Source organism: Nostoc sp. NMS4 (genome assembly GCF_017115095.1).
Lineage (GTDB): Bacteria > Cyanobacteriota > Cyanobacteriia > Cyanobacteriales > Nostocaceae > Nostoc.
Genome location: NZ_JABXKI010000146.1, coordinates 2,501 through 28,188, shown reverse-complemented (window position 1 = coordinate 28,188; position 25,688 = coordinate 2,501). Strand labels below are relative to the sequence as shown.

The window sequence follows — 25,688 nt, the reverse complement described above, 5'->3', positions numbered from 1 at the left end:
CTTTTTCGCCCATTATCACCATCAAAACGTAGGTTGTGACGATTATAGAAAGTTCCTATTTATCAAAAAATCTCTATTTAAAATTACACAAAATCAAACAAAAATTAATAAGCTAGAGTGTATTTACCTCTTTAGAAGTGGGTAATTTCCGTACTAGGATAGATATAAAATATAGAAGTAACAGCATAAGATTTAAAGGAAATTGTTAATAAGTTTAGTATCTGAAGTTACTCTCTGATGCCAAAGTGAATCAATTACCAGCACTAAAACAACAGAAATAAAAAACTTCTAATTCAAGTTTTATTTTTTAGGAGGTTCGTGATGAGAATTGCTCAAATAGCTCCATTGTGGGAGAGAGTTCCGCCCCCAGCTTATGGTGGTATAGAGTTAGTAGTAGGGTTACTGACTGATGAATTAGTCCGACGCGGACATGAAGTAACTTTATTTGCATCGGGAGATTCGATTAGTCTGGCAAAACTAACGTCAGTTCATCCCCGCGCTCTCAGACTCGATCCGACTATCAAAGATTACGGCATTTACGAGATGCTGAATATCGCTTCGGTGTATGAACGCGCAGAAGAGTTTGATATTATTCACTCTCATATCGGACATGGGGCGCTGGCTTATGCAAATCTGGTAAAAACGCCTACGGTTCATACGTTACACGGTATTTTTACCCCTGACAACGAAAAAATGTTTAGTTTTGGAAAAAAACAACCCTACGTCAATATTTCCAATTCACAACGAGAACCAAGATTAGGGTTGAACTCTATAGCGACGGTTTACAACGGGATTGATGTCAGCAGTTATGAGTTTCACTCCCAACCAGAAGATCCTCCTTATTTAGCATTTTTAGGTCGGATGTCTCCAGAAAAGGGAGCGCACTTAGCTATAGAAATTGCCAAAAAAGCCGGTTGGCATTTAAAAATGGCAGGTAAGATAGATGTCGTTGATGTGGAATATTTTGAGAAAGAAATTAAACCACACATTGACGGAGAACAAATTGAGTATCTGGGTGAAGCCAACCATGCTCAAAAAAATGCCCTGATGGGTGGTGCAGTCGCAACTCTATTCCCCATCACTTGGCGGGAACCCTTTGGCTTGGTGATGATTGAGTCAATGGCTTCGGGTACGCCAGTGATTGCGATGAAATTGGGAGCTACTGAAGAGGTAATTTCTCACGGCAAGACTGGTTTCCTCTGCAATAATATTCAAGAGTGCATCAGTGCGATCGATCGCGTCACAGAGTTAGACCGCTATGCTTGTCGTCAGTATGTCGAAAGCCTTTTTAGCGTTGAACACATGACTGATGGCTATGAGGCGGTTTATAAACAAATAATCGCAGAACGATTTTCTCAGAATGGGCATTTCCGCAGTTTGGTTGATTTAGCTAGCTAGCGATCGCAATTTGTGTAATCTTAGAGTCAGGGCAATAGAATGAGCGCCTACACAAACAAGAGCTAAGAAAAAATGCTGGGCGCTTTACCAAACGATCCGAAAGCCCCATTTTCCCAGCATCTTAGCACTCACTCCTGGAACTCGTTCTAAGTCTTGTAAAGATGTAAATTTTTGCTGTTGACGGCTAATAATTATCCGTTGTGCTAACTTCTGACCCACACCAGGGAGACTTGCTAATTCTTCTAAACTTGCGGTGTTGATATTTACTTTTTGAATTGCTTGTAACTCAGGTGATGAAGAAGTTTTTATTTGGGGACAGCGTGTTTGTTCTAATTTAATTTTTTCTTGAATTGCTGGTGGTAAGCCCGGTTTAACTTTGGCATAAAGACGAGCAAATTCTCGCACATAATGGGCAGCAACTATAGGATTTTCAATCACTATAAGCGTCTCATCATTACCATTATTGGCAGCATCTGACCAATTATGAGAACCTGTAATTACTGTTTGGCTATCAATAACACCAAATTTGTGATGCAATAAATCGCCTTTGGGTAACACAGGTACACCAACGGTGGTAATGGGATTTGACCAAGGATGGTTGTCAACTTCATATTTACATTTGTTACTAAGAGAAACCCCCATCATATCTAATGCTTCGCTGTAGGGTCTATAAGCGAATTGTGGTTCAATTAAAGCCCGAATTTGCACACTTTGTTGCTGGCGTTTTTCTAAAATATTAGCAAGGCGCTGTTCGGAAAGGACAAATAACGCCATGTCAATAGATTTAGTTGCTGAATCTAAAGTTTTACCAATTAAACCATTACTACTGTTACTCCAAGGTTGAGTTGGAGAAGTAGGGGAAAATTCCACAGTAATTTGGGTGTTACCTAAAGTTATTTGTTTAGGTAAACGCATCGGTTTTTTTAAGCCAAATCGACTATCTGGTTGACCTCCTGGCCCATCTCCCCACATAATATTAAATTCTTCTGTAAATAAAGATGATAATTCTGGGCTGTCAATCTGCAATAAATTATTGGCATTGCCTAAACTATTAGGATTTGTAAAATCTCCAGAAGTGTCACTTAATGTAAAATTAGCTGAAGTGATAATTACCAGGCGATTGTCCACAATCACAAATTTGTGATGCATCAAGCTGCTACCGGCTGAACCATCAGCTCGATCGTCTAGCCAGGGAATTTTGGCATTTTGCAAAATAATCAAAGCATCTCTTTGATTTATTTCGGTTGGACTAAGTTGATTATCTTGGTTAATATCGATAAATTGGCGAAATTCGTGATAGCGTTCCTGTTCTCTTTTATCTAACTTACCTACTTCAGTAGATGTTAAGTTACTCCAAGGACGGCTATAGGTATTTTCTAAAATTATCCTGACTTTTACCCCAGCTTTTTGTCTATCAGCTAAAGCTTGGGCGACTTTGGGTAAACGTAATTCTTGCACCGCCACATCTATTGTAGATTTAGCTTGGGTAATCGTATCGACAATCTGTTTTTCTAAATCATCCCCAAGGCGAGTTTGCTGACGGTAAGCTTCTTGGTATTCTGAAGACTCAGAATGGTTAAAGTAAACTTGAATTAACGGATCTTGTGGTAAGGGTGCTGGACGCTGATTAGAAGACTGGACTCGTTGGCAACCAGCCAGGGAAAATGTCAGTAAAAAGATATATAAAAAATATCTTTGTCTAGAGATAAGTTGCACTGTAATCTGTTAAAAGTGGATTGGGAGTGGATATATTTATCATTCCCAAAATTTTGTATTCTGAATTAAGTAGAGAAATAAGTTTCCAAGTAAAAAGAAAAATCCCCTATTTAGATGTAGAATTACAGATATTTTTTTCAGGATTTGTCTACTCAAAGTGTATGTGATGGGAAGATCGGCAGTCTATCACCAACGTGTGTTCTCACTATTATCGGTTATATGCAAATTTATCTAGATTACAGCGCCACTACTCCGACTCGAAAGGAAGCGATCGCAGTTATGCAAACAATCCTCACTCAACAGTGGGGTAATCCCTCCAGTTTACACGAGTGGGGACAACGAGCGGCAACGGTTATAGAAGAAGCTAGAGTCCAAGTTGCTGGCTTAATTAACGCCGCCACTGCTGAATCGATCGTTTTTACCTCCGGTGGCACTGAAGCAGATAATTTGGCGATTATGGGTGTGGCTCGGTTGTATGCTGTACCTCAACATCTAATTATTTCCAGCGTTGAGCATTCCGCAATTTCGGAAACAGTGAAGTTACTAGAAATGTGGGGTTGGGAAGTTACGCGCTTGTCTGTAGATGTGAAAGGTAAAGTTAACCCCGTGGATTTAAAGGCGGCGTTGCGACATAACACAGCCTTAGTTTCTATAATTTATGGTCAAAGTGAAGTAGGGACAGTGCAAGCGATCGCAGAACTGGGTAAAATTGTGCGATCGCATGGTGCATTATTCCATACAGATGCAGTGCAAGTTGCCGGACGTTTACCCATAGATGTGCAACAACTCCCTGTAGATTTACTTAGCCTTTCTAGTCATAAAATCTATGGGCCGCAAGGTGCAGGGGCGCTGTATGTGCGTCCTGGTGTAGAATTATTGCCCTTAATTAGTGGCGGTGGACAAGAAATGGGACTGCGTTCTGGTACGCAAGCAGTACCGATAATTGCTGGGTTTGGTGTAGCAGCAGAATTAGCAGCGCAAGAATTGGCTACAGAAACACCACGTTTAATTGAATTACGCGATCGCGCCTTTGCCCAACTAGCTGAAATTCCTGGTTTAATTGCTACAGGGGATATTTGCGATCGTTTACCTCACCATGTAAGTTTGTGCCTAGAAAATGCTGATGGCGAAAAACTTAGCGGTAAAACCTTGGTACGACAGCTAAACCTTGCAGGTATCGGCATCAGTGCTGGTGCTGCCTGTCACAGTGGTAAACTTAGCCCTAGCCCGATATTGTTAGCAATGGGTTATTCTGAAAAAGCCGCTTTGGGCGGAATTCGGATAACTTTGGGGCGTGATACAACCGAAGCTGATATAGATTGGACGGTAATGGTATTGAAGCAAGTTTTGCAAAGGCTGACACCGGATTTATCTTTAGTTAAGCATTGAATCCATTGATAGCAATTCATTAGATGCTAAATTTTTAATTTGATCGGAAATTTCTGAGTTTTCATTCATAAGGGAGACAATTATTTTGAGTGCTTCTTTTTGCCCAGGAGTATTACCAAGCTCTTTTGTATAGTGTTCAACAAGTCCGAAGTAATGTTTCCAGTAGTAGGGTAGTGTGTTTTGGGTTTGAGGATCAGATCGTAAATTATTTAACCATTCTTCAAGGAGCAATCTGCCCCATTGGATAGGAATATCTTCTCGATTCTTGAAATCCAACAAGTCTTCAGTTTCATAGTTAGAAGAATTAAGCGATACGATCAATTCATTAGCAAACTTTACTTTATCGAGTGGTGAAAGAGTATTTGCTATATTCCATATTCCACAACGACGGAGAGCAGAAAGCACAGGATTTACTTGGTAGCCATCCCGTGTCTTTAATACTTTTCTTGTTTCCTTTAAAATACTTTCACCAAATATTTCCGTATATTTGTTACCTAATAACTGTGCATAATGGGAGCTTTGTCTAATTACTTTCTTAATAGGAATTAAGTGTGGAGCATCAGCCAGGAGAGATTGAGCTAGGGGGACGATATCGGCAGAGGCTAAAAATTTGATCGCAGATTCTGAATATCTCTTTCCTTTCAATAACTGGGTTGTAAAGGCTGATTCAATTGCATACTGTGATTTCTGAGAGAGTTTATTAATGAATTCTGGGTAACTCAAAATAGCGTCTAAAGTTGTATTATTTAAAGATTTTGTGGCAATGTAGTCATCCCAGTGACCCGATAATTCAGTTGAACATTGTAATTCAGCTTGAACGCCCCATAAATTTATTACAAAGCAAAGAATATTGAGTTCGTGTTCTTTGCTACTGGGACTATTTAAAGCTTGGAAAAGTCCTTTAATGAGCCGTGGTATTTGTTTTTGGTTGATTCGGCTCACCTTCTCAATCACGAGATTTTTCACTAATATTAATTCGTCTGCAAGAGGTTCAGTGGGAAAAAAATTTGGGCTTTTTATCGTTTCGAGCAATTGAGAAACATAAAACGCTCCTAGTTGAGCAGGTTGAGATAACACAATGTCATAAAGCGTTCGGATGAAATAGCGAACTTCTTCAGGGGTTGGATCAAACAAGGTTCCTACATCATCAAATGAAGGATGGGCATAGCGATTTCTAGTTTTCATAAGTACCCGTAAACTATCTGCTTCATAGCGACTAATCATGGCAATCGCCTTAGCAGAATCAATCAATTCATTCTCCCAATTTTTATGATCTTCAATTTTAGGTTTTAGATTGTTCCACTTTTCGATCGCAGTGGGTTCGCGCTGATCCACCAAAATCTCAAATTTCTTAACGAGATCAAACATTGCAGCAATCCACACCGCAAGAATGGCACTACGGTAGTTCCCAACTTGATAGCTTTTAATGGATTCTTCTAGATACTTCTTAATCTGCGGGTTTTTAATACTTACTAAAATCTCATCGAAGTCAAGCATGATCTCTGGTTCAATTGCTACTGAGCAAATTCTATTAGATACTGATACATATTGCCAAATTACAATAAATGTAGTTAACCAGACATATTCGCCTTTCCCACGTCGATGCCTTAACCACCGTCACATTCCCTAGCAGGACTGCTAGGATTTCGATAGATTCGGTTTAACAATGCTAATTAAGCAAGTTTCAGAGTTGCATTCATCAAATTTCGTGCTACTGAGATCAGAAATACTAGCTTTTTTTTAGGACAAGACCATGAACACTGCTAAACTCACCATTGATGGCACTCACCAAATCGTTATTTTACCCGAAGACTTTCAACTTACTGGCACTGAAGTTTATATTAAAAAAATTGGTAACGCCATTGTCCTGATTGCCAAAGATAACCCTTGGGAATCCCTCATTGATAGTCTAGACAATTTTTCTGATGACTTCATGACTACCAGAGATCAGCCAGTTATTGACACGAGAGAGAGCTTTTAAATGCGATACCTGCTTGATACGAACATCTGCATTTACCTGATAAAGCAAAAACCCCAAAAAGTACTGGATAAATTTAAAACCCTTAGCATTTCTGATGTTGGTATCTCCTCTATCACCATTGCCGAACTCGAATATGGAGTTGCCAAAAGCCAACAGCAAGAGAAAAACCGTATCGCCCTGATGCAATTTCTGCTACCTCTAGAAATTGTTGAATTTAATCAAGCAGCTGCAACAATTTACGGCAGTATCAAAAGTGATTTAGAAACCAGAGGACTGATTATTGGTGCAATATATGCTCATTGCTGCTCATGCGCTGAGTTTAGGAGTTACCCTCGTCACCAATAATGTACGAGAGTTTTCTCGCATTCCTATGCTCCCATTAGAAAACTGGGTTGAGTAGCTTGTTAATAGGCGAGGTGTGATGACATTGCGTTGCGAAGGTTTTCCCGGTTGTAATCATTTTGGGGCGTGATACTACGGAAGCTGATATAGATTGGACAGTGATGGTGTTGAAGCAAGTTTTGCAAAGGCTGACACCGGATTTATCTTTGAGTTAAGCGTTAAAACAACTGTGACAAATGGCATACCTGTGAGAATACTAGCCGTATAAACTAGCTAAACACAAGTGTGCAATGAGAGAAATTTTATTCAGAAGGGATCTGAATCCCCAACTGAGGTAAAACATAAGAGCCTCCTGCCTCCTTCAACGCTGCTTGAAATTTGGGTAAGGCACGAGAAATCATTTCTTCGCTGGCAGTAAGGGAAATCCGAAAGTAACCGGGTATTTCTTGGGGTGTACCTGGTAAAACAAATACATCGTGACTTGCCAGTAGTTCCGCAAAAGCACAGTCATCTTCCCAAGGAGATCGCACCAATAAAAAGAATGTTCCATCGGGGGTATGCAGTTGATAACCCATGCCTCGCAGCGACGAACCCATCCAATCTCGCTTTTTTTGTAAATGCTCGATATTTATGTTTATTTTTTCTAAGTCGGCTAGGGCATACTGCATTAGTACGCTAGGAAAACACCAACCAAAAGCACTTCCTTGTAATATGGCGATTACTCGCCTTATTTCTTCCCGCTTGGGCATAGTGGAGGGTAGAGCGATATATCCGATACGTTGACCTGGAGCCATTAAGGTTTTACTGTAACCATATACCAAGAAAGAAAATGGGTAAAACTGGGTCGGGCTGGGACAAGATTGGTTATCAAAAACAACGCGGCTGAAGGTTTCATCAGAAATTATGTAAATCGGCTTGCCGTAGAGTTTAGAAGCCTCAGCTAGTATAGTTGCCAAACGTTCTAGGGTGCTAGCTGAAAAAATCTTACCTGTAGGGTTGTGAGGTGAATTGACAATTATTGCCCGAGTTCGTTCGGTAATTGCTTCAGCGATCGCCTCCAAATTCATATCGAAGGTGTTGGTATCTACAGGCACACCCACTGGAACCGCACCTGTAAAATGCACCATACGCCTATAACCTAACCAGGGTGGAGTCAAAATAATTACCTCATCTCCCTCCCCAGCTAGTATTTGCAAACAAATCGCCAAACCGACTACAGTACCATTAGTCATAAAAATATCTTCAGGCAATATAGAAATTCCGCGTTTATCCTGAAGAGATGCGGATACAGTAACCCGTGATTCGGGAATATTTCCCTTGTAGCCATACCAACTGGAGTTTTGCGGTACACTCCAACGTTGCAGCGCTTCTACAAACCCTGGAGGTGGCATTTCATGAGCATCACCCAAGGAAAAATCAAGACTTTCCGGCTCAGTTCGGCGACTCATATAAGTCGCTGAAGCGTAAAATTTACTTATAGGCGTTTGGTAATCTAATTTCTTCAATAACTGTGGTGAGATAAAGTGAATTTTGCCTTCATCTGTCGTATTCGCCATAATCCCAGCCTTTGATTGCAATCTGATGCAGGCAGTATATAGCAGTTATCAGTTAGGTGCAATTCTGAGTAAGGGTGATATTTATGCAGTTTGCGTAGGCATAGCCCGTCGTAGACATCGCATCCTGTAATATTATCAATAAAAATCGGCATTATGAGTATTATCGTCTTCGGCAGCATCAATATAGACTTGGTAGCAACAACACCCCGATTGCCAGTTGCAGGAGAAACGTTGCTAGGAGAAGACTTTTTTAAAGTTTCGGGAGGGAAAGGAGCCAATCAAGCCGTAGCATTAGCAAAATTGGGCATTCCGACGCAGATAGTGGGGCGTGTAGGCGCAGACGATTTTGGTAAGGAACTTGTTAACAATTTGCAAACATCTGGTGTGCAGACTGATAACGTTTTTGTGGATGAAACTGTTAGTTCTGGAGTTGCGATGATCACCGTGAGTCATAGTGGTGAAAATCAAATCGTGGTTATTCCTGGTGCAAATGGGCGCGTCAATCAAGAAGATGTAGAGCGATTATCCCACTTGTTACCAGAAGCTACAGCACTACTTTTACAACTAGAAATTCCGATTACTGCCGTGGTTGCTGCTGCTCAAGTGGCACGACATGCAAACATCAAAGTGATTTTTGACCCCGCACCCGCACAATCTAATTTACCAGATGAATTGTATCCATTGGTAGAGATTATCACACCGAATGAAGTTGAAGCAGCGCAGTTGGTGGGTTTTCCTGTGAATGGCGAGGAACAAGCAGCCAAAGCAGCTGCGGTTTTATTACAAAGGGGTGTGAAATGTGCGATCGTTAAACTAGGTTCTAAAGGTGTTTTTTGTGCCACTGCTGAAGAAAAGTTTTTTTTACCCGCGTTTTCAGTTCATACAGTTGACACAGTAGCCGCAGGCGATGCTTTTAATGGTGGTTTAGCGGCGGCACTTTTTGAAGGAATTTCCTTACATCAAGCAGTTGTTTGGGGTGCAGCAGCAGGTGCTTTGACAGCGACAAAACCAGGCGCACAAACTTCGCTACCGGATAGGTTTACATTTGATGCATTTCTTAAGGAAAGGGGAATGAATTAATTCGTAATTCGTAATTCGTAATTCTAAAGTGAGGAATTAAGTATGGCAATATATCTAGACTCTGCGATCGCATCGGAAGCTGAAGTTGTTAAACTTTGGGGATGGGTAAAAGGTATTACAACAAATCCCACGCTGTTGTCTCAAAGCGATACCCCACCAGAAACCACGCTCAAAAAATTGCTTGCCTTGACAAATGGCCCGTTATACTATCAACTTATGGCATCTGATAAAGCTGGGATGCTAGCTGAAGGTAGGAAAGCTTTCGAGATTATTGGTTCACAAACAATTTTGAAGATTCCCGCAACACCGCTAGGGTTTGAAGTGGTGGCGAGTCTATCACCAGATATTACCTGTTCGGTGACAGCGATTTATAGTGCAGCACAGGCAGCAGTAGCACGAGAAGCAGGAGCTAAAATTGCCATAGCTTATGTAAATCGAGCTACCCGATTGTTAGGTGACGGTATTGCTTTGGTGCGGGATATGGCTAGCGTACTCAAAGGTAGTGATACAGAAATCTTAGCAGCTAGTATCAAATCTCCTGAAGAAGCAGCCGCATCGTTGCAAGCCGGGGCGGATCATTTGACTTTACCACTAGCAATGTTGCAAGCGATCGCAACTCATGAATTCTCACAAAAAACTGTTGAAGAATTCGCTAAAGGAGGCATGGGTTTAAGTAATTCGTAATTCGTAATTCGTAATGACGCTCACGGACTCGCTACCGCTACGCTAACGTAATTCGTATGCGATCAATAAGTGAATTTGGCTAAACTATAAATGCAGCAAAGAATGAGACAGAAATTATTCCCCAATACGAGTTTTAGGTAAATAATTTTTCATCATGACTAGGAATTCAGCAATGTTACTCAGGCTTTTTCAGCTTTTAGCAGTTGTTCTAATGGGTGTACAGTTGGGGGTTTCATACGCACACTATATGCAAATGCCAGGAAAATTGTTATTACCTCTTGATTGCTATATCTTGGTACAAAACCAAGTAATCAGCTATAAAGTAAAATTAGCCTTCATTGAGATTCCATCTCTTATCTCTACGACACTGGCAACGATTTTAATTCGCCGTCACCTAAAGTCCTTTTTGCTTACTTTAGTTGGGTTAGTTTGCATGATTCTGATGTGGCTTGTGTGGGCATTATTTATTCAACCACTCAATCAGCAAATTGATGTTTGGACTCCGCTTACTGCTCCAAATAATTGGGCTGACTTTCGTTATCAGTGGCACTTCTATCATTTGGTTCGTCTTGGAATTGCGTTACTTGGAATGGTAGCACTCACCTCATCACTGTTAGTTGGTACAAGAGTGAAATCAGTAGTAGAGCAGAAAGTTACCTTGACCTAATAAAAATCAATTTTCATTTTGAGAGATATTCCGCCAACTCGGTTGAGTATCTCACTATCGGGGACGACTTCAAAACCAAATCGTTTATATAAACCAAAGGCTGGATTTGTTGTTCTGATACTAAGCGATATTGATGGATAAGCTATTTTAGCTGCTGCTAACAAATGTGTGAGTAACTGCGTTCCTACGCCTTGATTTCTATATTCAGGAAGAATTGCGATTGCTAATTCAGGAGTGCGATTATCAACATAGCCATATCCTTTATTTTCATCTGTCAATAAACGCAGCCATGCGGCTCCTATTGGCTGATTAATACTTTCCAAAATAGCGACGAAGCCACTATCATCCTTACATCCCCAATTTTTCACATATTTTGCCAAATCAGGATTATTCTTCGCATCTTCCACTGTCAAATTACCTTCTTCAAGCAGATGGGCTGCTTCATAAAGCATTTTCCAAAGAAAAGGCTCATCTTCTTGGGTGAGCGGACGAATAAAATAATCCATCAGGTAAAGTTAAGGTAATTTACTCAGTGGTGTCGCTAAACCGTCAATGCTGACGAGATTTTTCTGCTGTTGATATTCTCGAACTCCCTCTTCGCCTTTTTTACTAGCCCAATTTACTAAAGTTTGGCGCTGACCTCGATATTCATAGAGTGGTACGCCAAAACCACAGGAAGTCTGGATTTTTTCAATGTCAGCGACGATAATTTGACGAGTTCCAGGTATCGGCAAAAACAGAGAGTATAGCGAGTCCCAGTCTGGAGAAGTCGGTACAATCGTGCTTCCTTGACCGTAAAGACGCAAGATACACGCGGGTTCTTGAAAGGCACAAAACATGAAGGTTATCCGCCCGTTTTCTTGCAAATGGGCTGATGTTTCGTTACCACTACCTGTGAGGTCTAAATAACCTACTCGGTTGGGAGATAGGATACGAAAGCAGTCCTGACCTTTAGGAGACAGGTTAACATGACCCGTAGGACTCAAAGGTGCAGAACCAACAAAGAAAAGCTGTTGGGCAGCAATAAAGTCTTGCAGTTCTTCAGTAATACAGTCAAAAAATTTAGACATAGACTGTCTGATTTATATTTGCAAATTTATCATGTTCTCAGCCTATGTCTTAGCTAAAAATCTAGCAAGACCTAATTGCCGAGGTCTGGCTTATGGGAAGAAACTTAAGAGTGGAGAAAAGTCTTATTGTCTCATGTATCTACTAGCCATTTGGATGGCATCAGCGATATCGACATCACCATCGCCATCAGCATCTAAGAAGGAATTTAGTACAGGATTTCCGCCAGCTTGAGGATTTTGAGCATTGGCTCCTGATTGCAAAAAGTTTAGCAACAAAGGTACTGCCAAAGGCAGCAATTGTTGAACGATACCAGCATCTAACCCAGTGCGCTGGGAAGCAACTTCAGCGACTTGCTGTTGTATCTGAGGAGAAAACAACGAATTGACGGCTTCGGGGTTCGGAGAAGTACCAGCATATTGACTGACTAAATTTTGTGTGGCTTCATTACCATCTGTGGCTTGTTTGTCTTTTGACACTCCACCGCCCTAAAAGGGCGAGGATTCTTGGTTCAACGAGTCCACTTAGAGTAGGTTCCTTGCGTTACCTATCCCAGAGGTGGTTCTCTCCCCAAGCGTTAACTTTTGGTCTGCCCGACCATAGTTGGATTGCTCCAAAATTTATTTGTTTGAAATACTGAGCGTCTAGTACCTCTAAATCTTTTACCTACTTCCAGGTGATACTAGAACTACGAAGTAGAACCAGCAAGATTCAGTTGTCAAGGTACAGCGTCTGCGGTTTAGGCAGCAATCGGGTTTTTAGACAGGTTAATTACCCTTCCTGTTGCCATTATTTTACCACTTAAAGCCGTCCCATAAGGACGGGGTTTTAGACCCAAAAATTTCGATAAATAAATCGCTGTATGTAGAAGAATTCGCATAAATGCCCAACTTATTGCCTTACGCTAATGCTGCTACCTTCTCTAACAATCCCTGAAACAGCCTCAAGCCATCACTACCCCCTAACATTGCGTCTGATGCCCTTTCTGGGTGCGGCATCATCCCCAATACGTTGCCCCGGCGATCGCAAATCCCAGCAATGTTATTTAGTGAACCGTTGGGATTCTCTGCTTCATAGCGAAATACGACTTGGCCGTTATCTTCAATTTCTGCGAGAGTGGCTGCATCAGCGTAGAATCGTCCCTCTCCATGGGCAATGGGCAAAGTGATAACTTCACTACTGTTATAAGCTTGCGTCCATAGATTAGTACGCTCAACTTTTAAAGGAACGCGATCGCAAATAAAATGCAAATCCCGATTTCTGGTTAACACCCCCGGCAAAAGTCCAGCTTCAGTTAATACCTGAAATCCGTTACAAATACCGAGGACAAACTTACCCTTTTGGGCGTGTTCCACAACCTGCTGCATCACGGGTGAAAAACGTGCGATCGCGCCACAGCGCAGATAATCCCCGTAACTAAAGCCACCAGGAATAATCACGACATCCAAATCAGCAATATCTGTTTCTTGATGCCAAACCATGCGAGTTGGTTGCCCCAGTAAATCTCTGGTTACATAAGCAACATCGCGATCGCAATTAGAACCGGGAAAAACAACAACACCGAATTTCATGATTAGTTAGGGGAGTGGGGAGTGGGGAGGCAGGGGAGCAGGGAGCATGGGAAGATGAGGGAGTGAGGGGACAAGGAGATAAACAAAACTCCTAACTCTTGGAAAGACTTGGATTTTTCGCGTCTCTACTCCTAACTCCTAACTCCTAACTCAGCACTCCTAACGCCCAATCCTAAAATACCCCAGTTTGAGTTTCGACCTCAATTAATTCAAAGCGGTAATTTTCAATTACGGGATTTGATAGCATTTGGTCACAAATGGTATCAAGGTCTTGACGGGCTTTCTTCTCTTCAGTTGAGGTGATGGTGAGTTCAATGTACTTGCCAATCCGCACCTGGTCAACGTTATCGTATCCCAGTTGCTTAAGACCGGATTGTACAGCCACACCAGCAGGGTCTAAGACTGAAGGACGAAGGGTCACGAAAATTTTGGCTAGATACTTGGTTTGCACGGTTTTTGCTGAATGCTGCGATCGCTATACTATAACTTTATGCTCTAACTGAGTGAAAATAAGATTACGAAGCGGTTAAAGTTAATCAATCGATTAGCCCATCTAACAACTTCAAGTACAGTGGCATATTTAAATAATTGTCTATGAGAGCCATACGCACCCGCAGTCAAGAGCGTATTTTCAACCTCCTGAAAACCATCAAAAAAGGTATTTCTGCCCAGGATATTTACGTAGAACTACGTAACACCAATCAGAGCATGGGTTTAGCAACAGTTTACCGTTCCCTAGATGCCTTAAAACTTGAAGGTATGGTACAAGTGCGGAATTTGGCTAACGGTGAAGCTCTCTATAGCCTAGCGCAGCAAGACAAACACCACCTTACTTGTTTGCAATGCGGTGTCTCAATTCCGATTAATCAATGCCCAGTTCATGACTTAGAAAACCAGTTAGAATCCAGCCATAAGTTTAAAGTTTTTTACCACACCCTAGAGTTTTTTGGGTTGTGCAGTCAATGCCAGGTAAATCAAGCTACTGAAATTGGTCAATAGTCATACCAATCTTATGTTTTCTGCACGCGGACTGGTTAAGCCTAACTACAGGAGTAATGAAGTGTTGAGAATTAGCGTTGAATAAGCAGCTATAAATTTAAAATCTCTCTTAGAACGAGTAGCTAGGGGAGAAGAAGTAATTTTGCTAGAGCAAGATAAGGCCGTAGCTCGTTTAGTTCCTCCGCTACAAAAGAAAGAACGATTAGCAACTATGAAACAATTTCGTGACTCTCTTACGATTAAGGGTGAGTCATTGAGTGCAACTGTCATAAATGCACGTACAGAGAAACGTCATTGATTTCTTTAGATACAAGTGTTATCGCTCCTTTGTAGTGGAGAGAAGCTTTGAGCGATGCAGTTGAACAATTACTACTCAATGAAACTGAAGTAGGTTTGATTCAAACAAAACTCAACCAACTAAATACATCTGCTACTGTTAATTGCCAATTTTCCAAAACACTCAAAACGGGTAAAATATCTTGATTTTCTTTTAATTCTGGTAATTTATTGGGTTCAAAAATCATGATTGACTCATCAGCCGAATCGAGCAACCAACCTAGCTTTGCTCCATTTTGAATAGAAAAAGTAATTTTGCTGATAACTCGGTTAGGCGATTGTTCTGGTGAGAGAATTTCAATTATCCAATCTGGGGGAATTTCAAATTTATTTGTAATTTTTCTATTAGGAAGTAATGGAATTCTTTGCCATTCAAAAACTGCAATATCTGGTACTATCGAACGACCTTCAAATGTACAGCGTAATTCAGGAAAGGCATAAGCTAATTTTTGTAGTTTTGCAACTTTATTTATGGCAGAAGCTAATTCAATTTGTAAAGTACTGTGTTCTCCTTGTGGCATAGGTTTTTGGTATATTTGCCCGTTAAGATACTCGCTTGCTGGCTTTGTCTCTGGTAGTTTTAAGAACTCTTCTACACTTATTGCTGTGGTTGGCTGAATAGATAAGGTCATAATTTACAACTTATCAAAGCTTGATTATTTAATCACTAGTCATTGTAATTTTATCAAATAGTTAACATCGCGTTAACTCACCATCAGATATGGTCTAAAATCTATTCCGCATTTTCCACTGCACCTAGTGCTTTGAGAGTGGCTATATCGGCTGAGGTTAAACCTTTAATACCTGTGATGTTCATGCGTTCGTAGGGTCTTTCTTTTTTGAAAGTTGTTAAACATTCACCTGTCTTTACACTCCAAATCTTGATTACCCCATCTTCGCTACAGCTAGCGAGAATTTCAGCATCTGGGGCAAAAGATAAAGATAATGGAGTTATGTTATATCCATGCAAACTATACAACAATTTATGTGTATCAATATCCCAAATTCTAACTGTCAGATCATCACTGCCGCTAGCAAGCAATTTCCCATCTAAACTAAAAGTAATTGCTTTTACCTGACCAGTATGCCCTTCTAATATTTTTAGGCATTTACCAGTGTCGGCATCCCAGAGTCTAACATTATAGTCATCACTACCACTAGCAAATATTCGTCTATTGGGACTAAAGACAATTGATCCTCTAAGCCAATTGTTTTCTACTTTAAATGCTTTTATACATTCCCCTGTTTTGACATCCCAAAGTCTCACAGTGTCATCATGGCAACAACTGATGATTTGTTGACTATCAGGACTAAAAGCAACAGTTCTTACTCGCTTAGTATGTCCTTGCAATACTTTTAAACATTGGCTTGTTTCAATATCCCAAAGCCTTATAGTCGTGTCGTCACTTCCACTAGCTAAGGTTTTACCATCAGGGCTAAAAGTGACTGAACGTACCCAATGATTGTGTCCTATAAGAGTTCGTATACAATTTCCAGCCTTGATATTCCAAACTCTTATAATGTTATCATCACCACTGCTTGCAAGTACCTTTCCGTCAGGTCTGAAGGATAACGAATGTATCCAACTTGTATGCCCTCGAAACTCTTTTATACAAATTTCTGTGCTGACATCCCACAGTTTTACAGCATAGTTTTCACCGCCACTGGCTATAACTTTGGCATTGGGACTGAAAGTAATTGACCTAACCCAATCAGAATATCCTTGAAAGGTGCTAATACATTCCCCTGTCTGAGTATTCCAAAGTTTTACTGCACGATCTTGACCACCAGTTGCTAGTATTTCATCGTCTGGATGAAATACTGCCGATTGTACCCAGTTATTGTGTCCTTGCAAAGTTTTTAGGCATTGTCCTGTTTTGGCATCCCAAAGTTTTACTGTCTGGTCAGAACTACTACTTATAAGCATTAATCCACTATGACTGTAAACAATTGAGTTAACTTGACCAGTATGTCCTTGTAAAGTTTTGAAGCATTGTCCTGTACTAATATTCCATAGCTTAATTGAGTAATCTTGACTACTGCTAGCTAGATGATTCCCATCTGGACTGAAAGCAACACATTTTACCCAATTAGTATGTCCGGTTAGATTTTTCAAATATTGCCTTTTCTTAAAATCCCAAAGTTGTATAGTATAATCTTGGCTACTGTAAGCAATAATTTTCCCATCAGGACTAAAGGCAACTGAACGTACATATCCAGATAGATTTGATAAAGTCTCCAGACATTCAGCAGTATTTATTTTCCATAATTTAACTGTAAAATCTTCACTGCCACTTACAAGTATTTGTCCATCAGGGCTAAAGGCAATTGAACGTACTATACTATTGTGACCTTGTAAAGTTGTTAGGCATTCACCTGTGTAAATATCCCAAATTTTAATGGTATTGTCGCTGCTTCCACTTGCAAGGGTACGACCATCAGGGCTAAAAATTACAGAACGTATTATACGGTTATGCCCTTTGCTTTTCCATAGTTTTTCTCTATCTGCAACTCGCCATAGATGAATCTCACCAGCAGAGTCACCCATAGCTAAAAGTTGCCCATTTAAGTTGAATGCTACGGAAAAAATTTGATTTAATAGTTCTTGAAAGACAGAATCTGACAAATTTGCTTGAATAAAATTTACATCCCTTAATTTTGCATTACTAAAATCAGCGCTTTTAATAACTGCATGGCTTAAATTTTTTGCATCTAAAGCTCCTGGATCAATCTTAACAGCTAGCGTTGCTGCATTCCCTCCAACATAACCCACTTCATCTTCTGTCTTTCCCCGTGTTGCTTCAATGAGATTAATTAGGGGCTGGCTATAAAATATCTGAGAAAAAGATTCTGACAAACTTATAAAATCTGAGCCTATATTTAATTTGGGTAGAGGTCTATTACTCAACATCGGCAAAAGTAAATCTATCACTGCTTTCGTGAGTGGCGCTCTACCAAAAGTCTCTTTTAACTTCTCAAAAGACTCACTTTTAAATTGTCTTAGTGGTGCGATGGGTAATGCTTTAGCAGGGCTATTCGCATCATCCAATTTACGTAAAAAATAACCAGACCAAGTATAATCAGCAGACATTACATTATTATTCAAGCCTGACTCGGTTTTAAATAATTCCGTAAAATCATCTCCTAATGTTCCTAACTCGGCGGCAAATTTATACGCTACAAAAAACTCTAACAAAGATCGATGCGCTGGAGTATAATCACCATCAGCGTTGCGGATGAGCATTGTTTGCCCCATCATGTCGTAATGCCAGTGGTCTAAATCCTTCTCTTCTTGCACCACCGAACCAAACAACCGCCGAATTCTGTCTGGGAAAAGCCGATAATTGAGGCTCATTTCGTCTGTAGACAGCATTTCCCAAGATAGTTCGCACAAAAAGTATAGCTTTTCTGCTAACGAAGTAAACGTGCGATCGCTCTTAATATCCCGTTCCATTTTCCGCCGCACCGCGTACAAGTAAACCCGCGACATATCCACAGGTTTACCCGCCTCAATATCTGGTAAAGCTTCCAAAATTAACTCTGTCATCACCGGACGACGGGCTAAATCCAATAATTGCGGATTTCCCATCACTTGTTCAACCGTTGCAGCTTCCGTTTGGTACGACAACACCAGTCGAATTTGCTCGTCGTTAAATTTCTCCAGTTCTAGCACTTCAAACTGTGGTGTTTCCCCCGTCAGTTGTTTAGTAGATGCTTGCAACTCCGCATTGAGCAGCGCGCGTCCTTCCTTAGCTTCGGGAAAATGTTCGGTGCGACAAGTTAAAATAACCTTAGCACCAGGAACCACAACTTTAGCCAGTTCCCAAAAGTTATTAATCATCTGCTGACGGTCAACTTTTGCTGCCATTTCGTCAAAACCATCGAAAATTAGCAGCAATTTACCCATACCGTTTAACTGGTCAAATACTTCGCTAGTTAAACGGATATTATGTTGTGTAAAAAAGAACCCTGCCAAAACGTTCTCGACATTTATTGCTTTGGCAAAATCTCGCAGCGTAATTACCAAAGGCAAACGAGGACGCTCAACACCGCGCTTTTGGGCATCTCGGTAACGTTGCAATGCCACCCAAGCATAATGGAAAGCAAACCAAGTTTTCCCCGTACCAAATTCTCCTAGTATAGAAATATGCTCTTTGGCGGGATCGTCCAACCACATATCAATATAACCATCAATCCAACCATCGCGATCGCTATAATGACTGATGCCGATGCGCTGTTTAGTATCGGGGTCAATTTCTTCTTTTGTGCAAGCTAAGGGAACGTATTTTATATCTATTTGCCGTCGAATGATTTCCGCTTCTAGCCAATCAAGATAATCGCTAAAATCAGCATCTTGGTCAATGAGTTCGTCAAAAGTATAACAACCTAAGTGGCGATTTTCCTCCTTTTCTACCTCATTCCGCGCCGCCCGTGCAATGCGTCTGGCTGTTACCAACCAACCTTCATCAGTTCTCTGCTGCTCCACAGAAGAACGCAAAACAGCTACATCCTTGAGTCCAACTTCGCCCTCAATTCCCCTAATTAAGATGCGGTCATATCGGTTACGTCGGGTTGGGACATTAATAATCCACTCAAAATATGAATCACCCCAAACTTCATACTTTTCAAAGCGGTAGCCCAAGGTTTCAAACCAGCCGCGCATTTGTTGAGCTAAAGCTATGGCTCGACATTGATTTTCGCTAGATGTTCCGGCCTCAAGCAGTGCGGGGGAATTCTGTGCCAACCGCGCCATTTCTATCCGAATACCTTCCAACGTCGGCAACCTGTCAAGTACTTCTTGGATATTTGTAATGCGTTTTTGCAAAGAGCCAATTTGTTGGCTCATTAGTGTATCTGCTGGGTTGCGTGTGCGTTTAGCAACTTCTGCAAACACAATATAAAAGGCGGCAATTTCCCGTCTAATGTCAATTCCCAAACTTCTAATGTCATCACCCAAAGAATAGGCATCAAGCCAAGTATCAACCTCAGAAAGCAAAATTGAGGGGTTATTATGGTCAAATGCTTTACGGAAAGCCTGTTTGATTGCTTCTTGGCGAAAAAGTTCTAAAACAGGTTGGGGTTTCCCAACACCGTACTCTACCAGTGTGTATGCATAAACCCCACTAAAATCTGCTGGTGGATGCTCTGGATCGAGCTTAAACTGCTGAAGTAATTTAATTACAGTCTCATTGCGCCGAATTTTTTCCTTAATTAAAGGATTAGCGATCGCAATAATAGCGTTGATGACCTGTTCTGGGTTAATTATCATTAGTCATTTGTCATTAGTCATTAGTTATTGGAAAGAGACAAGGAAGAAACTTGTCTCCTTGTCTCCACTTTCCACCTCTACTCCTAACTAGGACGGTTATTTTCTAATCCTGGGATTTGCTTGGAAAACAACTCGTTAGAGTCAATCTGACCATTTGAGATAACGGAACGCATACCCTCGAAAGCAGCAGGAATAGTACGCGGATCTATAAATAATACCTTGCTGCTATCGCTTTTACCAATTGTTGCGCCCATATCCAAATAGCCCAAAGCAAACAGAACTTCAACTGCTTTATTGGCATTGGGATTTGTTTGGAGCTTTTGGGCTATAATTTCTGCTGATTCTGCGATCGCCTGAGCTTTCAAAACTTGCTGCTGACGTTCCGCTTGAGCTTTTAAAACGATCGCCTTTTGTTCAGCTTCCGCTTGCAAAATTACCGATTTTTGACGAGCTTCCGCATCCAAGATTTGCGCCTCAGCCTTACCTCTGGCACTATTAATAGCAGCTTCGCGATCGCCTTCCGAAGTTAAAATTGATGCTCGTTTGCGTCGCTCTGCCGACATTTGCAATTCCATCGATTCGCGCACTGCTTGAGACGGAATAATATCTCGCAGTTCTACCCGTGTCACTTTCACACCCCAGGGATCGGTAGCAACATCCAAATCTTGTAATAAAAGTTCACTGATGTGAGAACGAGCAGTAAAAGTTTGATCCAACTCCAATTGTCCCATTTCGGCACGAATTTGAGTCAGCACCATATTTACCATTGCCGACTGGAGATTTTCTACCTTATACCAGGCTTTTTCCATATCCACAATCCGCCAATAAAACACAGCATCCACCTCAATGCCAACATTGTCACGGGTAATGCACTGTTGAGGAGGAATATCTAAGACTTTTTCTTTGATAGTTTCTCGGTAGACAACCCTATCTAAAAAAGGAACAACAAAGTTTAGTCCTGGTTCCAGTTTTTTGTTATAACTACCCAATCTTTCCACCAAAGCTTGATTCCCCTGATTGACGACTTTCACAGAACCCGCTACAGCAGAACCACCAAGGGCTAAAAATACTAGTAAAAAGAACTGTTCCATTGTGAATCTCCTAATTTTTCATAAACGGACTGGGGAGATGAGGGAGCAATCAATTCAAAATTCAAAATTAAAGAACTTCTGCCTTCTGCCTCCTGCCTCTTCTCCATGCCCCATGCCCAATGCCCAATGCCCAATAACTAAGAATTCAAAAGATTTTCCGGTACGACAATCAAAGTAGTACCTTCCCTCCTAACCACATAAACTCTTTCATGAGCTGGTATAGTAAATTTGTCATCATCACATCTTGCTTGCCAAGAATTTCCCTCATACCGCACCCGCCCTGTTTTTCCAGGCAGAATTTCAGTTAAGGTTTCAGCTATGACTGCATCCCGAATTTTTGATTTGCGTTGTCTTGGTTGCAAAAACCGACGAGAAAGTAGGGTTAGGGCTGTGGAAAGCAACAGCCAAACCACAATTTGCAACCATACACTTCCCATACCCACTCCAGACAGCAGCGCCACCACAAAAGCGCTAATTCCCATCATGAAGGCGACAAACGCCGATGGTAAGAACAGTTCCGTTAAACACAAAACTGCTCCTGCCAGAAGCCAGATTAAGGTAAAACTTGGCATAGCGTCATCCTAGTTTCTACATTGGCGTAAATGCATTTCTACGATTAAATACAGCCAGACGTAAGTTATTTACAGAAAACCAAACTTGGTATTTCTACCAATAATTTTGATTAATTTCAGTAACAAGGTGTAGCTAGCAGTACACAAGTCCAGTTTATTCTAGCCTTCAATTCATTGCCAGCTAGCTAAAATTAATCTAAGTTTATCGATATCGTAAATTCAAGGGTTTAAGAACCTGCAATCTATATGTAGCACTAGTTTCAGTCGGGGTTTAAATCCCCTTATGTAATGTCTTTAATTTTGAATTTTGAATTTTGAATTGTTAACTCCTCAGCCCCCCTTGGTGTTCGCAATGAAAACCTCGATGCTCCCAAGCTTGCATATCTACATCAGTAAGTTTTGTGACATTTGAGCATTGCGGTTGAATAATTTGACTTAAAATCGCCCAAAATAAGCTGCGCGTCACATCTAATCCAGTTTTAGTCCAAGATTCCCGATTACCAGGAATACCCAATTCTTGAACAATTTCTGGCTCTACCCAAATACCATGAGCGCCGAAAAGAATCTGTGCCATCCATTTAGCTCTGGGTAAATGACTGGGCGAGGTAATCAACATGACTTTATGCACTCCCCAACGGCGCAGAATTGGAATACTATAATAAAAATTTTCAAAGGTAGAATTCGCACAGTTTTCTAACCAAACGTTTTGTAACTCTGCTAATTCCGCCTGAAAAATTAACCGTATACAGGGATCTGGGGAACCATGAGAGATTAAAATTGGGGTTTGCGGGTATTGTTTTGCCTGTTGAGCAACATAAGTTTCTCGACGAATACTGCCACCTAGCACCAAGAAGGCATCTATTGGCTGCGAAGAAGCAAAAACTAAGGTTATAGTAGTGAAAATCAGCCAAACACCCAGGAAAATATACAATCCACCACTGAGTTTTTGTAACAATTGCCACAGATTATTAGATTTTTTTTTAATAGAAATTAATGATTTGATGGTAAATTTGCGTTTCATGACTTAAGTAAGAAAAGCTAATTTTATTACTGTCTAACAGTACTGCAATTCAGTGAGCAAAGTGCTATCTTATAAAAGTAATCTAGAATGCAAAGATGACGCTAATCAAAGTGTCACACGCTTAGTATAGCCTTCCGGAGAAGACTAACAAACTGAGAAATGATTGTTAATAACTAATGCGGCATTTTTGGCATCATTTAAGGATAAAAATGATGAAGGAACATAGTTGATTCTGGGGTATAAAAACTTAAAAATTTCTGGAAAGCCTGATTGCTAAACTGTCAACAACACAATTATTCCAGCTAAGTATACATGAACCAATCTGCGAAAAGTTACTCACCGCTCCAAGTAGCCTTGATTGGTGGAGCGATCGCCACAACTGCTACGATGTCTGTATTCGGCCCAGCTTGGACTCGTGGTGTCCGTGCCGCTCTAGCTCTACAAGACAGCCCAAAAGTGATAGTTGACCAAGTTTGGCAACTGGTAAATCATGAATATGTTGATGGTAAATTTAATCAACAAGATTGGCAAGCAACCAGGCAAAGCCTGTTGAGCAAAGACTACTCTTCTCGTGAAGAAGCATACACTGCCATCCGCGAAGCTTTACAAAAGTTGGGAGACCCTTACACTCGGTTCATGGACCCCCAACAGTTTGAAGCTCTGACTAGCCAAACATCTGGGGAAGTCTCTGGTATCGGCGTTCGGATGGAAGTGAACGAAAAAACTCAGCGCCTGACTGTTGTCGAAGCCATAGAAAATTCTCCAGCGCTGAAAGCTGGGATCAAAGCAGGTGATGAAATTTTGGCTATTGATGGCAAATCTACTCTCAAAATGAAAGTGGATGATGCTTCTAAGCTAATCCGTGGCAAAGCGGGTACTCCCATCAAGCTACGACTGGGACGCACAGGCCAAAATGCCTTTGATTTGAAACTGACAAGGGCAAGCATTGAAGTCCCAACAGTACGCTATACCCTCAGACAAGAAGGGAATCGCCGCGTTGGTTATATCCGTTTGCGAGAATTTAGCGCCCACGCCGCAGACCAAATGCAACGAGCCATCCGCGATTTGAATACTAAGAAAGTTGATTCTTATGTCTTGGATTTGCGGGGAAATCCTGGCGGTTTGTTACAGGCCAGCATTGAAATTGCTCGGATGTGGTACGATAACGGCGGAATTGTCAAGACAATAGACCGTGTAGGCAGCAGTGAGGAAACTAAAGCCAATCGCACTGCTCTAACAAATCGTCCTTTGGCGGTCTTAGTAGATGGTAATTCAGCTAGTGCTAGTGAAATCCTGACAGGGGCGCTCAAGGATAATAAGCGGGCGGTAGTTGTAGGTGGTCAAACCTTTGGCAAAGCCTTAGTCCAGTCAGTTCATGAACTCGCAGATGGTTCCGGCTTGGCTGTCACCATTGCCCATTACTACACCCCGGCGGGAACAGATATTAACCATAAAGGGATTACACCAGATATCAAGTTAGACTTGACAGAGGCACAAGAGCGTCAATTGGCTTCTAATCCAGACTTGATCGGAACTAAGAGCGATCCCCAATATGCTCGAGCGATCGCAATTCTATCAAATAACAACTTTGCCCAGCCGCCAGCAAATCAACCGACTCGACCCATGAGCCGCGCCGATAACCTAAAATTTTAGATTGACGCGAATGATTTGTTACTAAGTGTTTATATAGTAGTGTTCCCAAATCCAGATTTTTGGAGTTATGAAAACAGAATTCAGGAGTCAGGACTCAGAACTCAGAATAAACATGGTTTAAGCACAAAGCTAAACTTAAGGTTTAATGGTCAATAAGAAAGTAGTGAGTCCCAATCCCTCACTTTTGAATTCTGACTCCTGAATTCTGACTCCTTTTTATTCTTCCAGGATTTTGGTTTGGGAATACTAACTACTAATCCCATCTCCAAAATCTCAGATTTATGAATCATCAGCCAGTTGATGCAACCACCGCCACCAGCTTTTTACCAATGGTGTCGGTGGTTGTTCCTATTTATAACGGTGAGGCGGATTTACCAGAGTTAATCAATTGTCTGCTGTCTCAAACTTACCCAAAAGACAGGGTAGAGTACTTGTTGGTAGACAATAATAGTAGCGATCGCACTCTCACCATCCTGAAAACATCTGCCGAAAATTGCCCAATTATAATTCACCCCTTGAGTGAAACCCAAATTCAAAGCTCTTACGCTGCTCGTAATACTGGGATTCGCGCCGCTACGGGTGAAATTATTGTTTTTACCGATGCAGATTGTCGCCCACAACCACAATGGTTAGATGCACTAATCCAGCCTTTTGTCAACGAAGAAGTCATAATTGTTGCTGGTGAAATTTTGGCACTACCAGGCACAACTCTCCTAGAACAACACGCAGAGCGTCAAGAAACTTTATCGCAAAAGCATACCCTTAACCATTCCTTTCGTCCCTATGCTCAAACAGCTAATTTGGCGATTCGACCCATAGCCTTAGAAAAAGTGGGTTTATTTCGTCCCTATCTAACTACTGGTGGCGATGCCGATATTTGTTGGCGGATTTTGGCAGAAAACATCGGACGTTTAGAATTTGCCCCAAATGCGATCGTTCAGCACCGCCACCGCGCTACACTTCAAGAACTGCACAGTCAATGGCGGCGTTATGGACGCTCAAATCGCTATCTGCACGAACTGCACGGTGTAGATTTAATGCGAGAGATGACACCCAAAGAATACGGCTATCGTTTGGCACGTTGGTTACTGAAAGAAATACCAAGAGATATTAAAAAGGCCTTGGCACAGCCCGCCGCAGGTATTGCTAGTCAAGCCACCCTTGTAGATTTATTAAATACTCCCATTGGTTTGTTCACAGCTAGGGCACGGACTGCTGGACAAAGAGAGGCCAAGCTACCAGAGAATGCCAAGATAATTGCTCGACTATAAGTAAGAAAAACGGCGTTGCTGATG

Annotated in this window: 23 protein-coding genes and 1 pseudogene; 10 read left to right on the top strand and 14 right to left on the bottom strand. The window is 41.3% G+C overall.

All coding sequences use genetic code 11. The features are described 5' to 3' along the window. Window positions 1–321: 321 nt before the first annotated feature. A complete protein-coding gene (locus tag HWQ37_RS12135; protein WP_292747487.1) occupies window positions 322–1,398 on the top strand; it encodes a glycosyltransferase family 4 protein in 1,077 nt (358 codons plus the stop codon). An 84-nt stretch (window positions 1,399–1,482) separates the two neighbouring features. On the opposite strand, the gene HWQ37_RS12130 is transcribed toward HWQ37_RS12135, so the two are convergent. Then, on the bottom strand, window positions 1,483–3,114 hold the full coding sequence (locus HWQ37_RS12130) for a phospholipase D-like domain-containing protein (protein ID WP_292747484.1): 1,632 nt from the start codon (window positions 3,112–3,114) through the stop codon (window positions 1,483–1,485). A 219-nt stretch (window positions 3,115–3,333) separates the two neighbouring features. Between HWQ37_RS12130 and HWQ37_RS12125 the strand changes: the two genes are divergently transcribed. Then, complete coding sequence (locus HWQ37_RS12125) at window positions 3,334–4,503, top strand: cysteine desulfurase family protein (RefSeq protein ID WP_292747481.1); 1,170 nt, start codon at window positions 3,334–3,336, stop codon at window positions 4,501–4,503. Here HWQ37_RS12125 and HWQ37_RS12120 read toward each other — a convergent pair. Beyond that, window positions 4,489–6,000 (bottom strand): hypothetical protein, encoded by a 1,512-nt coding sequence (locus HWQ37_RS12120; RefSeq protein ID WP_292747478.1) that lies wholly within the window; start codon window positions 5,998–6,000, stop codon window positions 4,489–4,491. The genes HWQ37_RS12125 and HWQ37_RS12120 overlap by 15 nt on opposite strands. Before the next feature lie 256 nt (window positions 6,001–6,256). Here HWQ37_RS12120 and HWQ37_RS12115 point away from each other — a divergent pair, with 256 nt between their 5' ends. Together HWQ37_RS12115 and HWQ37_RS12110 are read left to right on the top strand one after the other, a co-directional pair. Further along, window positions 6,257–6,484 (top strand): antitoxin, encoded by a 228-nt coding sequence (locus tag HWQ37_RS12115; RefSeq protein ID WP_292747475.1) that lies wholly within the window; start codon window positions 6,257–6,259, stop codon window positions 6,482–6,484. Further along, a complete protein-coding gene (locus HWQ37_RS12110) occupies window positions 6,485–6,829 on the top strand; it encodes a type II toxin-antitoxin system VapC family toxin (RefSeq protein ID WP_292747472.1) in 345 nt (114 codons plus the stop codon). Window positions 6,830–7,128: 299 nt separating this feature from the next. On the opposite strand, the gene HWQ37_RS12105 is transcribed toward HWQ37_RS12110, so the two are convergent. Next, window positions 7,129–8,382, bottom strand: a complete 1,254-nt coding sequence (locus tag HWQ37_RS12105; protein WP_292747470.1) for an aminotransferase class I/II-fold pyridoxal phosphate-dependent enzyme — start codon at window positions 8,380–8,382, stop codon at window positions 7,129–7,131. A 153-nt stretch (window positions 8,383–8,535) separates the two neighbouring features. On the opposite strand from HWQ37_RS12105, the gene rbsK reads away from it, so the two are divergent. From rbsK to HWQ37_RS12090, 3 genes are all read left to right on the top strand, one after another. Continuing rightward, window positions 8,536–9,462 carry a ribokinase gene (gene rbsK / locus HWQ37_RS12100; protein WP_292747467.1) on the top strand — a complete coding sequence of 309 codons (927 nt, stop codon included), beginning with the start codon at window positions 8,536–8,538 and terminating at the stop codon, window positions 9,460–9,462. Between the two features lie 42 nt (window positions 9,463–9,504). After that, on the top strand, window positions 9,505–10,146 hold the full coding sequence (locus HWQ37_RS12095) for a transaldolase family protein (RefSeq protein ID WP_292747464.1): 642 nt from the start codon (window positions 9,505–9,507) through the stop codon (window positions 10,144–10,146). 154 nt (window positions 10,147–10,300) lie between these two features. Then, window positions 10,301–10,813: an anthrone oxygenase family protein gene (locus tag HWQ37_RS12090; RefSeq protein ID WP_292747462.1), complete on the top strand. Its 513-nt coding sequence runs from the start codon at window positions 10,301–10,303 to the stop codon at window positions 10,811–10,813. Here HWQ37_RS12090 and HWQ37_RS12085 read toward each other — a convergent pair. The 6 genes and pseudogenes from HWQ37_RS12085 to purS all read right to left on the bottom strand — a co-directional run bounded on the left by HWQ37_RS12085 (window position 10,810) and on the right by purS (window position 13,903). Further along, on the bottom strand, window positions 10,810–11,319 hold the full coding sequence (locus HWQ37_RS12085) for a GNAT family N-acetyltransferase (RefSeq protein ID WP_292747459.1): 510 nt from the start codon (window positions 11,317–11,319) through the stop codon (window positions 10,810–10,812). The genes HWQ37_RS12090 and HWQ37_RS12085 overlap by 4 nt on opposite strands. 9 nt (window positions 11,320–11,328) lie before the next feature. Continuing rightward, on the bottom strand, window positions 11,329–11,883 hold the full coding sequence (locus HWQ37_RS12080; protein WP_292747456.1) for a pyridoxamine 5'-phosphate oxidase family protein: 555 nt from the start codon (window positions 11,881–11,883) through the stop codon (window positions 11,329–11,331). Between the two features lie 123 nt (window positions 11,884–12,006). Then, window positions 12,007–12,354 (bottom strand): annotated as a pseudogene (locus HWQ37_RS12075) (DUF937 domain-containing protein); the annotation flags it as partial. A gap of 266 nt (window positions 12,355–12,620) precedes the next feature. Next, the gene (locus HWQ37_RS12070) at window positions 12,621–12,761 is read right to left on the bottom strand and encodes a hypothetical protein (RefSeq protein ID WP_292747453.1); all 141 of its coding nucleotides are present in this window, start codon (window positions 12,759–12,761) and stop codon (window positions 12,621–12,623) included. Between the two features lie 19 nt (window positions 12,762–12,780). After that, window positions 12,781–13,452: a phosphoribosylformylglycinamidine synthase subunit PurQ gene (gene purQ, locus HWQ37_RS12065; RefSeq protein ID WP_292747450.1), complete on the bottom strand. Its 672-nt coding sequence runs from the start codon at window positions 13,450–13,452 to the stop codon at window positions 12,781–12,783. A 172-nt stretch (window positions 13,453–13,624) separates the two neighbouring features. Then, entirely contained in the window at window positions 13,625–13,903 is a 279-nt protein-coding gene (gene purS / locus HWQ37_RS12060; protein WP_292747447.1) for a phosphoribosylformylglycinamidine synthase subunit PurS, read from the bottom strand. Window positions 13,904–14,046: 143 nt separating this feature from the next. Between purS and HWQ37_RS12055 the strand changes: the two genes are divergently transcribed. Next, entirely contained in the window at window positions 14,047–14,451 is a 405-nt protein-coding gene (locus HWQ37_RS12055) for a Fur family transcriptional regulator (protein WP_292747444.1), read from the top strand. A 398-nt stretch (window positions 14,452–14,849) separates the two neighbouring features. Here HWQ37_RS12055 and HWQ37_RS12050 read toward each other — a convergent pair whose 3' ends face one another. The 5 genes from HWQ37_RS12050 to HWQ37_RS12030 form a co-directional block, all read right to left on the bottom strand. Continuing rightward, window positions 14,850–15,419, bottom strand: coding sequence for a Uma2 family endonuclease (locus tag HWQ37_RS12050; protein ID WP_292747442.1), 570 nt, complete (start codon window positions 15,417–15,419; stop codon window positions 14,850–14,852). Window positions 15,420–15,520: 101 nt separating this feature from the next. Further along, a complete protein-coding gene (locus HWQ37_RS12045) occupies window positions 15,521–20,056 on the bottom strand; it encodes a WD40 domain-containing protein (RefSeq protein ID WP_292747439.1) in 4,536 nt (1,511 codons plus the stop codon). A gap of 83 nt (window positions 20,057–20,139) precedes the next feature. Further along, window positions 20,140–21,147: an SPFH domain-containing protein gene (locus tag HWQ37_RS12040; protein WP_292747436.1), complete on the bottom strand. Its 1,008-nt coding sequence runs from the start codon at window positions 21,145–21,147 to the stop codon at window positions 20,140–20,142. Between the two features lie 137 nt (window positions 21,148–21,284). Then, entirely contained in the window at window positions 21,285–21,719 is a 435-nt protein-coding gene (locus HWQ37_RS12035) for an NfeD family protein (protein WP_292747434.1), read from the bottom strand. Between the two features lie 322 nt (window positions 21,720–22,041). Next, on the bottom strand, window positions 22,042–22,740 hold the full coding sequence (locus tag HWQ37_RS12030; protein WP_292747431.1) for a YdcF family protein: 699 nt from the start codon (window positions 22,738–22,740) through the stop codon (window positions 22,042–22,044). A 312-nt stretch (window positions 22,741–23,052) separates the two neighbouring features. Here HWQ37_RS12030 and ctpB point away from each other — a divergent pair, with 312 nt between their 5' ends. Further along, window positions 23,053–24,393 carry a carboxyl-terminal processing protease CtpB gene (gene ctpB / locus HWQ37_RS12025; RefSeq protein WP_292747429.1) on the top strand — a complete coding sequence of 447 codons (1,341 nt, stop codon included), beginning with the start codon at window positions 23,053–23,055 and terminating at the stop codon, window positions 24,391–24,393. Between the two features lie 281 nt (window positions 24,394–24,674). Further along, window positions 24,675–25,664, top strand: a complete 990-nt coding sequence (locus HWQ37_RS12020) for a glycosyltransferase family 2 protein (RefSeq protein WP_292747426.1) — start codon at window positions 24,675–24,677, stop codon at window positions 25,662–25,664. Window positions 25,665–25,688: the final 24 nt, after the last annotated feature.